The organism is Pseudomonas sp. KBS0710 (genome assembly GCF_005938045.2).
Taxonomy (GTDB): Bacteria; Pseudomonadota; Gammaproteobacteria; order Pseudomonadales; family Pseudomonadaceae; genus Aquipseudomonas.
The window spans coordinates 16,441-28,740 of sequence record NZ_VCCF02000001.1; the positions used below are offsets into that span (position 1 = coordinate 16,441).

Genomic DNA, 12,300 nt, shown 5'->3' on the forward strand with positions numbered 1-12,300 from the left:
TTAAGGAAACCTTTATGAGTCTGGCGCTGTTCCCGCTCAATACCGTGCTGTTCCCTGGCTGCACCCTCGACTTGCAACTGTTCGAGGCGCGCTACCTGGACATGATCAGCCGCTGTATGAAAAAGGGCGAAAGCTTTGGCGTGGTGTGCATCCTCGATGGCAAGGAAGTCGGCATGGCTCCGGACGGCTACGCGCTGATCGGCTGTGAAGCGCTGATCCGCGATTTCAAGCAGCAGGACAACGGCCTGCTGGGCATTCGTGTCGAAGGCGGGCGACGCTTTCGCGTGCGTGACGCCGGGGTGCAGAAGGACCAGTTGCTGGTGGCCGAAGTGCAATGGCTCGAAGAACTGCCCGACCAACCCTTGGAAGAAGAAGACGCCGACCTGCTGGCGTTGCTCCAGGCCCTGGCCGAGCACCCGATGGTGGCCTCGCTGGACATGGACGCGCATGCCGAGGGCCAGCAAGCCTTGGGCAATCAGCTGGCGTATCTGCTGCCGTTCACCGAGGCCGACAAGATCGACCTGCTGCAACTCGATGACCCGCAGCAGCGCCTGGATGCGATCCAGATGCTGCTCGACGAGTTGCAGGGCGAGCTTTTTACTCAGTAGGCGTAGCGCAGCATCGCGTGGGGGGTGCCGGTGAGGGCGATAAAGCCCAGCACCGCGATGATGGCCGGCAGTAACAGCCACCAGGTTTTTTGCGGCATGGCCGGTAGCGGAGTTCGGTACTGGCTGATGGCCAGGCTGAAAGCGCACACCGTCATTGCCAACAAGGTGCCGGCGAGGATGTCCGTCGGCCAATGCGCGCCCAGGTACACCCGCGACAAGGCAATGAAGGCGGCGGGAATACAGCCCAGCAACATCCAGGTCAGGCGCAGGCGCGTCGGTTGCCCGCGCCCGGCCAGCACCGCCAGCGCGAGGAAGAAGGCAAACGCGCCAGAGGCGTGGCCGCTGGGCATGCTGAAACTGGTCAATGGGTCGGTGAGGATTTCCGGGCGGCCACGGGCGAAAAACAGCTTGGTGCCGGTGTTGATCACCGCCGCCCCAGCCAGCGTGGCGCCGACGAACACGGCATGCCGCCATTGCCGCGCCACCAGCAGCAGGCCAGTGAAGATCGCGCTGGCGATAAACATCTTCCTGAATTCACCCAGTTGGGTAATCCGCACCATCACCTCGTCCAGCCACGGGCTGCGATGCTCCTGCACCAGCGCACTGAGGCCCTGGTCGAAGTGGTTGAGGTGGGGATAGCCGATAAACAAAGCGATCAACAAGGTCAGGCTGGCGCAACCGACCCACAAGGTGGCGCGACGATGGCCGCGCAGGCTGCTGTTCAAGCTCAGCCCCAGCAACACAGCGATACACCCGGCCACAATCCCGGCTTCCAGCCAGAAACCTTCCGGCAGCGGCAGGCGGAACGCGGCGCCGGTGGCCCAGCCCGGCAGCAGGTAGGCCACCGACCAGCCGGCGGCGGCCACTACGCTTACGGCGGCAAAACGTGGGAACGGCATGTCGCACATGCCCGCCACCATTGGCAGCATGGGGCGCAGCGGGCCAATGAAACGCCCGACCAGCAGGCTGGCGATGCCGTATTTGTGGAAGTAGGTTTCGGCGCCGTTCATCCATTCCGGGTGGTGGCGTAAACCGGGCAAGCGCCGGATGTTCTGATGGAAGTGCCGGCCCAGGTAGTAGGAAACCCCGTCGCCGAGCAAACCGCCGAGAAAGCCCAGCAGCAAGGTTTCACTCAACGACAGCGCGCCGCTGCCGGCCAGGGCCGCAATGGCAAACAGCAAGACGGTGCCGGGCACAATCAGACCGGCGATGGCCAGGCACTCCACGCACGCGACGATAAAGACCGCCACCGCCAGCCATTCGGGGTTCAGGGTGAGCCAGCCGGTAATGCTATCGAGCCATTGGCCCATAAAACGTCACTCCATTTGTGTCGGCAGTGGCGATCAACTGTGGGAGCAGGCAAGCCAGCTCCCACATTCGATCTGCTGGGCTGCTTCAGTCTGTTCAAATCAAAAAATAATCACGGCCTTCGACCTGGCCGCGACGCAGCGGGTTCCGGGTGCAATACGGCGCATAACCCGCATCCACGAAGCGGTACATCAGGTGTTCATCGCGCCCACTGGGGATGCCCAGGCGGGTGGTCTGAATGATCTGCGTCGGGGTTTGGCCCACGTCTTCAACAAACAGCAGTTCCTGGTCAAAGCGCTTGGCGTCCCACATCGGCACTTTCAGACCCAGGGCTTTGCACAGCAGCGTTTGGCCGGCGCAGAGCTTTTGCGATGGGCGCGGGTGGCCATTGGCATCCGGGTTGTTGAGCAGCATCTGCGCCAGGCTCGCCGGGCCGGAAAGTTCATCGACCCACGGATAAGCCGATTTGATCAGCACCGCATTGCCGGGGCCGTGAGCGCTGAAGTTCAGCGAGTCGCCGCCACGGGCGTAGTACATGTAGATGTGCCCACCATCCAGAAACAAAGCCTTACGCTTTTCTGTGTAGCCGAGTGAGGCATGGCTGCCTTTTTCGGCCACGTAATAGGCTTCGGTTTCGATAATTCGCGCCGAAAGCCAGGTTTCACCGACGCGGTGGCGGATGACTTTGCCGAGCAATTCGCGCGCAAGTATTTGTGCGTCACGGTCGAAGAAGCTGTCGGGCAGGGCGCTGGCGGGCAGTTGGGGGGCAAAACTGGACATGGCGGTAAGGGTTAATACGGCTAAATGTGACCGAATAATAACAACTCCCACCTTAATTACCGCTGAACCCCAAGTTTTTACAGTTCATTTCGACCATCCGCCCCTCACCGCTGTCAGTCGGGCGGCGTCACAGCTATAATCTGCCGCTTTCCTCTTTGCCAAGACTCCCTGACCATGACTGAGTCCGTTCTTGACTACATGACCCGCCTGGGTCGCGCTGCCCGGCAGGCCTCGCGTTTGATCGCCCGTGCGAGCACTGCGCAGAAGAACCGTGCCCTGCTGGCTGCCGCCGATGCTCTGGATGCTTCGCGCTCCGAGCTGGCCGCCGCCAACGAACTGGACCTGGCCAACGGCCGTGCCAATGGCCTGGAACCCGCGCTGTTGGACCGTCTGGCGCTGACTCCGGCACGTATCGACGACATGATCGAAGGCCTGCGTCAGGTGGCCAAGCTGCCTGACCCCATCGGTGAAATCCGCGATATGCGTTACCTGCCGTCCGGCATTCAGGTGGGCAAGATGCGCGTGCCCCTGGGCGTGATCGGCATCATCTATGAGTCGCGCCCCAACGTGACCATCGACGCCGCGAGCCTGTGCCTCAAGTCGGGCAACGCCACCATCCTGCGTGGCGGTTCCGAGGCAATCCATTCCAACCGCGCCATTGCTGTGTGCATCCAGCAAGGCCTGGCCGTGGCCGAGTTGCCGGCTGAAGTGGTGCAGGTGGTGGAAACCACCGACCGCGCCGCCGTGGGCGCGTTGATCACCATGCCGGAATTCGTCGACGTGATCGTGCCGCGCGGCGGCAAGAGCCTGATCGAACGCGTCAGCCGTGATGCCAAGGTGCCGGTCATCAAGCACTTGGACGGCGTGTGCCATGTGTACATCGACATCGCGGCCGACCTCGACAAGGCGATCCGCATCGCCGACAACGCCAAGACCCACCGCTACGCCCCGTGCAACACCATGGAAACCCTGCTGGTGCACGCCGGCATTGCCGATCGCGTGCTGCCGCCGCTGGCTGCCATCTACCGTGACAAGGGCGTGGAACTGCGCGGCTGCGAACGCACCCGTGCGCTGCTGGGCGCGGACGTGATCGAAGCGACTGAAGAAGACTGGTACACCGAGTACACGGCGCCGATCCTGTCGATTCGCATCGTCGACGACCTGGACGAAGCCATCGAACACATCAACAAATACGGCTCCAAGCACACCGACGCCATTGTTTCCGAGCATTTCAGCGATGCCCGGCGTTTTCTCACCGAAGTGGATTCCGCCTCGGTGATGATCAACGCCTCGACGCGCTTTGCCGACGGCTTCGAGTATGGCCTGGGGGCGGAGATCGGCATTTCCACCGACAAGCTCCACGCACGCGGCCCGGTTGGCCTGGAAGGCCTGACCAGCGAGAAGTACGTGGTGTTCGGCGATGGTCATGTGCGCACTTGATGGGTAAACGCATCGGGCTGCTCGGCGGTACCTTCGACCCCGTGCACATCGGCCATTTGCGCAGTGCCCTGGAAGTCGCGGATGCCCTCGCCCTGGATGAGTTGCGCGTGATGCCCAATGCGCGCCCGCCCCATCGCGATATGCCGCAGGTGTCTGCGCAGCAACGCCTGGAAATGGTGCGCCTGGCTGTAGAGGGTATACCGCCGCTGGTGGTGGACGACCGCGAACTCAAACGCGATAAACCGTCCTACACTGTCGACACCCTGGAACTGATGCGCGCCGAGTTGGCCGCAGATGACCAGTTGTTTCTGCTTTTGGGCTGGGACGCATTTTGCGGCCTGCCCTCTTGGCATCGCTGGGAGGAACTCCTCCAGCATTGCCACATCCTGGTTTTGCAACGCCCGGATGCCGACAGCGAACCGCCGGATGCCTTGCGCAACCTGCTGGCCGCGCGGTCGGTAAGTGACCCCTTGGCCCTGACCGGGCCGAACGGGAATATTGCATTCGTCTGGCAGACCCCGCTTGCGGTGTCCGCCACCCAGATCCGTCAACTGCTGGCCAGCGGGAAGTCGGTACGTTTCCTGGTGCCTGACGCGGTCCTGGCCTACATCGATGCGCACGGGCTTTACCGTGCGTCGAACTGAAAAGGCGCGCTTGATCGCACGAACATTCGTGCAGCGAGCGCCCGAACATACGAGCAAAACGAGTTTTATATGACGAACAAAGACGTAAGCAAAGTTAAGCGCAAAGGCACTTTCAAAAGCGCCCCGCTGCCAGTAGAAGCGCACACCGGCCCTGAGCTGGCTGGCGAAGAGCTGGTAAAAGTCGCCGTAGCTGCCCTGGAAGACGTTAAAGCCCAGGACATCCAGGTGCTGGACGTGCGCGACAAGCAAAGCATCACCGACTTCATGATCATTGCTACCGGTACCTCCAACCGCCAGATCGGCGCGATGCTCGACAAGGTTCGCGAAGCCGTCAAAGCCCAAGGCGTCAAGCCACTGGGTGAAGAAGGCAAGGGCGACAGCGACTGGGTACTGCTGGACATGGACGACGTGATCGTTCACATGATGACCAGCAACGCCCGTCAGTTCTACGACCTGGAGCGTCTGTGGAAAGGCGCCGAGCAGAGCCGTGCGGCGGATGGCAAGCACCACAGCCCGGAAGTGGGCCACGCGCACTTCGACAAGCTCAACAAAGACCAGGAATAAGGAACGGCTGTGCGCCTGCGTCTGATCGCTGTCGGTTCACGCATGCCCAAGTGGGTGGAAGAAGGCTGGCATGAGTATGCCAAGCGTCTGCCCGCTGAGCTGTCGCTGGAGCTGGTGGAAATACCGCTCAATACCCGGGGCAAGAATGCCGACGTGGCGCGCTTTATCCGTCAGGAAGGCGAAGCCATGCTGGCCAAGGTCGGCCCCAATGAGCGCATCGTCACCCTCGAGGTGCACGGCAAGCCCTGGAGCACCGAGCAGTTGGCGGTGGAACTGGACCGCTGGCGCCTGGACTCGCGTACCGTCAACTTCATGGTCGGCGGCCCCGAAGGGCTGGCGCCGGAAGTCTGCGCGCGGGCGGACCAGCGCTGGTCGCTGTCGGCACTCACGTTGCCGCACCCGTTGGTAAGGATTCTGATCGGTGAACAGCTGTATCGCGCCTGGACAGTTCTGTCCGGGCACCCTTACCACAAATAATCTGCGCCATTGCCGATGACCCAGCCGATCCGCATCAAGGACCACGAGAAAGACGCACGTCTGGTACGCGCACGCGTGGTGTTTGGCGCTTTTTTGGTGGTGGGTCTGATTGCGGTGCTGATTGCGCGCCTGTATTACCTGCAGGTGATCCAGTACGACTATCACTCCACCTTGTCGGAAAACAACCGGGTGCATGTGCAGCCGATCCCGCCGACCCGTGGGCTGATTTTCGACCGCAATGGCGTGGTGGTGGCGGACAACCGGCCCAGCTTCAGCCTGAGCATGACCCGCGAGCGTTCCGGCGACTGGCAGCAGATCCTCGATGTGATCGTGGAGGTGCTGCAACTGACGCCGGAAGACCGGGTGATCTTTGAAAAACGCATGAGGCAGGGGCGGCGGCCGTTCGAACCGGTGCCGATCCTGTTCGAGCTCAATGAAGAACAGATCGCGCGCATCGCGGTGAACCAGTTCCGTTTGCCGGGTGTAGAGGTGGTGGCGCAGTTGGTGCGGCATTACCCGCAAGGCGCGCACTTTGCGCACTCCGTGGGCTACATGGGGCGCATCAACGAGAAAGAGCTAAAAAGCCTCGATCCGGTGAATTACAGCGGCACCCACCATATTGGCAAAACCGGCATCGAGCGGTTCTACGAGCCGGAGTTACACGGCCAGGTGGGTTACGAAGAGGTCGAGACCAACGCCCGTGGCCGCGTGTTGCGCGTGCTCAAGCGCACCGACCCGATCCCCGGCAAAGACATTGTGCTGAGCCTGGACATCAAGTTGCAGGAAGCGGCGGAGATGGCCCTGGGCGGTCGTCGTGGCGCCGTGGTGGCGCTTAACCCGGCCACTGGCGAAGTGCTGGCGATGGTCAGCCAGCCGAGTTTCGACCCGAACCTGTTTGTGACCGGTATCAGCTTCAAGGCCTACGCCGAACTGCGTGATTCCATCGACCGGCCGTTGTTCAACCGTGTACTGCGCGGGCTGTATCCGCCGGGTTCGACGATAAAACCGGCGGTGGCGATTGCCGGCCTGGATTCGGGCGTGGTCACGGCCTCCAGCCGCGTTTACGACCCGGGCTACTACATGCTGCCCAACTACGATCACAAATACCGTAACTGGAACCGCACCGGTGATGGCTATGTCGACCTGGACACCGCGATCATGCGCTCCAACGACACCTATTTTTATGACCTGGCCCACAAGCTGGGGATTGATCGGCTGTCTGCCTATATGGGCAAGTTCGGCCTCGGTCAGAAAGTCTCCCTGGATATGTTCGAAGAATCCCCTGGCCTGATGCCATCGCGGGAGTGGAAGCGTGCAACCCGTCGCCAGGCATGGTTCCCGGGCGAAACCCTGATCCTCGGCATCGGCCAGGGCTACATGCAGGCCACGCCATTGCAACTGGCCCAGGCCACCGCGCTGGTGGCCAACAAAGGCGTGTGGAACCGCCCGCACCTGGCCAAGACCATCGAAGGCCAGAAGCCTGTGGATGAAAAACCGATTCCCGACATCGTGCTGCGTGACCCGTCCGACTGGGCCAAGGTCAACCACGGCATGCAGCAAGTGATGCACGGCGCCCGAGGCACGGCGCGCAAGGCCGCAGCCGGTGCGCAATACCGCATTGCCGGCAAAAGTGGTACGGCCCAGGTGGTTGCGATCAAGCAGGGCGAGAAATACGACCGCTCCAAGGTTCAGGAGCGGCACCGCGACCACGCCTTGTTTGTCGGCTTTGCGCCGGCCGACGACCCGAAAATCGTGGTGGCGGTGATGGTCGAGAATGGCGAGTCCGGCTCCGGCGTCGCGGCGCCGGTGGTGCGTCAGATCATGGACGCTTGGCTGTTGGCCGACGACGGCAGGCTCAAATCCGAATATGGCGGCCCCCCTTCAAGCACCGAGGTTACGGCCCGTGAAGAGTAATTTTGACCGCATCCTCTCCAGTGAGGATGTGATGCGTCGCCGTGCGACGTTGTTGCAACGCATGCACATTGATGGCCCGCTGCTGATCCTGCTGCTGACCTTGGCGGCCGGCAGCCTGTTCGTGCTGTATTCGGCCAGCGGCAAGAACTGGGACTTGCTGATCAAGCAGGCGTCGTCGTTCGGCCTGGGCCTGTTGTCGATGGTGGTGATCGCCCAGTTGGAACCACGCTTCATGGCGCGCTGGGTGCCCTTGGGGTATGTCGTCGGCGTATTGCTGCTGGTGGTGGTGGATGTCATGGGTCACAACGCCATGGGCGCGACGCGCTGGATCAACATACCCGGGGTGATTCGCTTCCAGCCCTCGGAATTCCTCAAGATCCTGATGCCGGCGACCATCGCCTGGTACCTGTCCAAGCGCACCTTGCCGCCGCAACTCAAGCACGTGGGGGTGAGCCTGATCCTGATCGGCGTGCCGTTTATCCTGATCGTGCGCCAGCCCGACCTCGGCACCTCGCTGCTGATCCTCGCGGGCGGCGCGTTCGTGCTGTTTATGGGCGGCCTGCGCTGGCGCTGGATCCTCAGCGTGCTGGCCGCCGCCATCCCGGTCGCCGTGGCGATGTGGTTCTTCTTTATGCACGACTACCAGAAGCAGCGGATCCTGACCTTCCTTGATCCGGAAAGCGACCCGCTGGGCACTGGCTGGAACATTATCCAGTCCAAGGCGGCTATCGGTTCCGGTGGCGTATTTGGTAAGGGCTGGTTGCTGGGCACGCAGTCGCATCTGGACTTTTTGCCCGAGAGCCACACCGACTTCATTATTGCGGTATTGGGCGAAGAGTTCGGCCTGGTGGGCATTTGCGCCCTGTTGCTGATCTATGTGTTGTTGATTGGTCGCGGCCTGGTGATTACCGCACAGGCGCAGACGCTGTTCGGCAAATTGCTCGCCGGCAGCCTGACCATGACTTTTTTTGTTTACGTTTTCGTCAACATCGGTATGGTCAGTGGCCTGTTGCCGGTGGTTGGGGTGCCGTTGCCGTTCATTAGCTACGGCGGAACTTCGCTGGTGACATTGATGTCAGCGTTTGGGGTTTTGATGTCGATTCACACGCATCGCAAGTGGATCGCGCAGGTTTGAATAAGGTGAAGATGTCAATGCAAGTAATGCGCGGCTGGGCGACTCGGCACGCGTCCTGGATGGGCCTGATTGGGCTGCTGGGCGCGACGCAAGAGGTGCAGGCCGGTGACTACGATGGTTCACCCCAGGTCGCCGAATTTGTCGGTGAAATGACCCGCGACTACGGTTTCGCCGGTGAACAACTGATGGGCGTGTTCCGCGAAGCCCAGCGCAAGCAGGCGATCCTCGACGCGATCTCGCGTCCCGCCGAGCGCGTCAAACAGTGGAAAGACTACCGCCCGATGTTCCTCACCGACGCCCGTGTGGCGCGGGGCGTGGACTTCTGGCGCCAGCACGAAGCGGTGCTGGCCCGCGCCGAGCAGGAATACGGCGTGCCGGCCCAGGTGATCGTCGCCATCATCGGCATCGAAACCTTCTACGGGCGCAACACCGGCAGCTACCGGGTGATCGACGCCTTGTCGACCCTGGGCTTCGATTACCCGCCGCGTGCCGAGTTTTTCCGCAAGGAGCTGCGTGAATTCCTGTTGCTGGCCCGCGAAGAGCAGGTCGACCCGTTGACCCTCAAGGGCTCCTACGCCGGTGCGATGGGCCTGCCGCAGTTTATGCCGAGCAGTTTCCGGGCTTACGCGGTGGATTTCGACGGCGACGGCCACATCAATATCTGGAGCAACCCGGACGACGCTATCGGCAGCGTGGCCAGCTACTTCAAGCGCCATGGCTGGGTGGCCGGTGAACCGGTGGTAATCCGCGCCGATGTCACGGGCGATCGCGCCGACGAAGGTTTGACCCAAGGTATTGAGCCGGTCAAGACCGTCGGGGAGTTGCGAGCGCTGGGCTGGTCGAGTCAGAATGCGCCACGCGATGATATGCCGGTGACGGCGTTCCGCCTGGAAGGCGCAAACGGCCCGGAATACTGGATGGGCCTGAAGAATTTTTACGCAATCACGCGTTATAACCGCAGTGTGATGTACGCCATGGCCGTGCATCAGCTGTCAGACATGCTGGTCCAAGCACGGGGCAACAAGTAATGCGGGTATCGCCGTTCCAAAAACCGCTCAAGCTGGTGGCGTTCGCCGCGTTGTCCTTGCTGGTTGTCAGTTGCTCCTCCACCACCAGCCGTGCCCCTGCGCAGAAGGGCGGGGCTATCGTCCGCGCCCAACCGGGCCTGGACATCAACCGCGCGCACAAAGACGGCGCGCCGTGGTGGGATGTCGACGTATCGAAGATCCCGGACGCCACGCCGACCCTGCACACCGGGCCTTACAAGGCCAACCCGTATACCGTGCTGGGCAAGAATTACTTCCCGCTGCAGGAATCCAAGACCTACTCGCAAACGGGTACGGCGTCCTGGTATGGCACCAAATTCCATGGCCAGAACACCGCCAACGGCGAAGTCTATGACCTGTACGGCATGAGCGCGGCCCACAAGACCTTGCCGCTGCCCAGCTATGTACGCGTGACCAACCTGGACAACAACCGCACGGTGATCCTGCGGGTCAACGACCGTGGGCCGTTCTATTCGGACCGGATCATCGACTTGTCCTACGCCGCCGCAAAGAAACTCGGTTATGCCGAAACCGGCACCGCGCGCGTGAAAGTCGAAGGTATCGACCCCGCGCAGTACTGGGCTCAGCGTGGCAAACCGGCACCCTTGATGCTCAACGAGCCGCAAACCCCGCAACCGCAAGTGACCGCCTCGGCCGGCAAGATCGAGCAGTGGACACCGCCACCGGCGCAGCACGCACCGGACACGGTGGTGGTGCCGCATGCAGCGCCAGGGGCATCTAGAGTCGGTGGCCAGTACCTGCAGGTCGGCGCTTTCGCCAACCCGGATGCGGCAGAACTGTTAAGGTCCAAGCTCAGCGGCATGGTCAGCGCGCCCGTATTTATCAGCTCCATCGTGCGTAACCAGCAAACCCTGCACCGTGTGCGCATGGGGCCGATTGGTTCGCCAAGTGAAGTGGCGCAAGTACAGAACAGCGTGCGCCTGGCCAACCTGGGGCAACCCAGCGTCGTCACTGCTGAATAAGTAAAAGGATTGATGGTTCAGGTTCGCCTGAACCCAGGTTGTTGGCTCGTGAACAATAAAAACCCAGGGGCAAGGGGTGAGCGGGCAACCGAACACGCGACAGTCTGGCAGCGGGCTGTCTGAATAGTTTTGCCCGCGAGGGCAAGTTTCCATAAGCAATTTCGAGAGACGGATGAACATCACCACCTTAGCCAAACGCACGTGCCTGCTACTTTCGCTGATCATCACCCCGGCCGCCTGGGCGGTTGAAATGGTGCCAGCTTCCCCGCAACTGGCCGCCAAGGCCTGGGTCCTCATGGATGCCGCCAGCGGCAACGTGCTGGTCGAGAACAACGGTGACCAGCGCCTGCCCCCGGCCAGCCTGACCAAGCTGATGACGGCCTACATCGCGACCCTGGAAATCCGTCGCGGCCAGATCGGCGAGAATGACCCGGTTACCGTCAGCGAAAACGCCTGGCGCACCGGCGGTTCGCGGATGTTCATCAAGGTCGGTTCGCAGGTTACCGTCAGCGACCTGCTGCACGGCATCATCATCCAGTCCGGTAACGACGCCAGCGTGGCCCTGTCCGAGCACATCGCCGGCAGCGAAGACGCGTTCGCCGACTTGATGAACAAGACCGCCGGCGACCTGGGCATGACCAATAGCCACTTCATGAACCCGACCGGCCTGCCGAACCCAGAGCACTACTCGTCGGCCCATGACATGGCCGTGCTGGCTCGCGCGATCATCCGTGTCGACCCGGTGCACTACGCGATTTACTCCCAGAAGGAATTCTTCTGGAACAACATCAAGCAGCCTAACCGTAACCTGCTGCTGTGGCGTGACAAGACCGTCGACGGTCTGAAAACCGGCCACACCGACGAAGCCGGCTACTGCATGGTGTCTTCGGCTGTACGTGACGGCCAGCGCCTGATCGCCGTGGTCTTCGGCACCAACAGCGAGCAGGCCCGTGCGGCCGAGACGCAAAAACTGCTGACTTACGGCTTCCGCTTCTTCGAAACCCAGACCTTCTACCAGAAGGGCGCTGAGCTGGCTCAAGCCCCGGTATGGAAAGGCGCGACCCACCAAGTCAAGGCCGGCCTGGCCGATGACCTGACCCTGACCATGCCTAAAGGCCAGCTGAAAAAGCTCGCTGCCAGCATGACCATGAACCCGCAATTGGTAGCTCCAATCGCCAAGGGTGACGTGATCGGTAAAGTCGAAGTGAAGCTCGATGACAAGGTGGTGCACAGCGCCGACCTGATCGCACTGGACGCCGTTGACGAAGGTGGTATCTTCCGCCGCGTGTGGGATAGCATCCGTCTATTCTTCTACGGCTTGTTCAACTGATTGTGCGCACCTGCAAAGCCCCGCGTTGATCCAGCGCGGGGCTTTGCCCGTCGCCACGGCTTAGCGCTTAC

Annotated in this window: 12 protein-coding genes; 10 read left to right on the forward strand and 2 right to left on the reverse strand. The window is 61.8% G+C overall.

What is annotated here, in order from left to right; genetic code table 11:
- Window positions 1-14: 14 nt before the first annotated feature.
- Window positions 15-608 (forward strand): LON peptidase substrate-binding domain-containing protein, encoded by a 594-nt coding sequence (locus FFI16_RS00075; RefSeq protein ID WP_017136044.1) that lies wholly within the window; start codon window positions 15-17, stop codon window positions 606-608.
- Here FFI16_RS00075 and FFI16_RS00080 read toward each other — a convergent pair.
- The gene (locus FFI16_RS00080) at window positions 602-1,918 is read right to left on the reverse strand and encodes a bifunctional DedA family/phosphatase PAP2 family protein (protein WP_138813690.1); all 1,317 of its coding nucleotides are present in this window, start codon (window positions 1,916-1,918) and stop codon (window positions 602-604) included. The two genes, FFI16_RS00075 and FFI16_RS00080, sit on opposite strands and share 7 nt — an antisense overlap.
- 94 nt (window positions 1,919-2,012) lie before the next feature.
- Window positions 2,013-2,696 (reverse strand): DNA-3-methyladenine glycosylase, encoded by a 684-nt coding sequence (locus FFI16_RS00085; RefSeq protein WP_099547586.1) that lies wholly within the window; start codon window positions 2,694-2,696, stop codon window positions 2,013-2,015.
- A 174-nt stretch (window positions 2,697-2,870) separates the two neighbouring features.
- Here FFI16_RS00085 and FFI16_RS00090 point away from each other — a divergent pair, with 174 nt between their 5' ends.
- The 9 genes from FFI16_RS00090 to FFI16_RS00130 all read left to right on the forward strand — a co-directional run bounded on the left by FFI16_RS00090 (window position 2,871) and on the right by FFI16_RS00130 (window position 12,229).
- Window positions 2,871-4,136 carry a glutamate-5-semialdehyde dehydrogenase gene (locus FFI16_RS00090; protein ID WP_138813691.1) on the forward strand — a complete coding sequence of 422 codons (1,266 nt, stop codon included), beginning with the start codon at window positions 2,871-2,873 and terminating at the stop codon, window positions 4,134-4,136.
- The gene (nadD, locus tag FFI16_RS00095; protein WP_017136048.1) at window positions 4,136-4,780 is read left to right on the forward strand and encodes a nicotinate-nucleotide adenylyltransferase; all 645 of its coding nucleotides are present in this window, start codon (window positions 4,136-4,138) and stop codon (window positions 4,778-4,780) included. Before FFI16_RS00090 ends, nadD begins: the two co-directional genes overlap by 1 nt.
- A gap of 69 nt (window positions 4,781-4,849) precedes the next feature.
- A complete protein-coding gene (gene rsfS, locus FFI16_RS00100; RefSeq protein ID WP_003215432.1) occupies window positions 4,850-5,344 on the forward strand; it encodes a ribosome silencing factor in 495 nt (164 codons plus the stop codon).
- 9 nt (window positions 5,345-5,353) lie between these two features.
- Window positions 5,354-5,821, forward strand: a complete 468-nt coding sequence (gene rlmH / locus FFI16_RS00105; RefSeq protein WP_003176297.1) for a 23S rRNA (pseudouridine(1915)-N(3))-methyltransferase RlmH — start codon at window positions 5,354-5,356, stop codon at window positions 5,819-5,821.
- Window positions 5,822-5,836: 15 nt separating this feature from the next.
- Window positions 5,837-7,735 carry a penicillin-binding protein 2 gene (gene mrdA, locus FFI16_RS00110; protein ID WP_138813692.1) on the forward strand — a complete coding sequence of 633 codons (1,899 nt, stop codon included), beginning with the start codon at window positions 5,837-5,839 and terminating at the stop codon, window positions 7,733-7,735.
- A 31-nt stretch (window positions 7,736-7,766) separates the two neighbouring features.
- On the forward strand, window positions 7,767-8,870 hold the full coding sequence (rodA, locus tag FFI16_RS00115) for a rod shape-determining protein RodA (RefSeq protein WP_065911239.1): 1,104 nt from the start codon (window positions 7,767-7,769) through the stop codon (window positions 8,868-8,870).
- 17 nt (window positions 8,871-8,887) lie between these two features.
- Window positions 8,888-9,898 (forward strand): lytic murein transglycosylase B, encoded by a 1,011-nt coding sequence (gene mltB, locus FFI16_RS00120; RefSeq protein ID WP_138813693.1) that lies wholly within the window; start codon window positions 8,888-8,890, stop codon window positions 9,896-9,898.
- Window positions 9,898-10,899 (forward strand): septal ring lytic transglycosylase RlpA family protein, encoded by a 1,002-nt coding sequence (locus FFI16_RS00125; protein ID WP_138813694.1) that lies wholly within the window; start codon window positions 9,898-9,900, stop codon window positions 10,897-10,899. The genes mltB and FFI16_RS00125 overlap by 1 nt, the downstream gene beginning before the upstream one ends.
- Window positions 10,900-11,071: 172 nt before the next feature.
- Entirely contained in the window at window positions 11,072-12,229 is a 1,158-nt protein-coding gene (locus FFI16_RS00130) for a D-alanyl-D-alanine carboxypeptidase family protein (protein ID WP_017136053.1), read from the forward strand.
- Window positions 12,230-12,300: the final 71 nt, after the last annotated feature.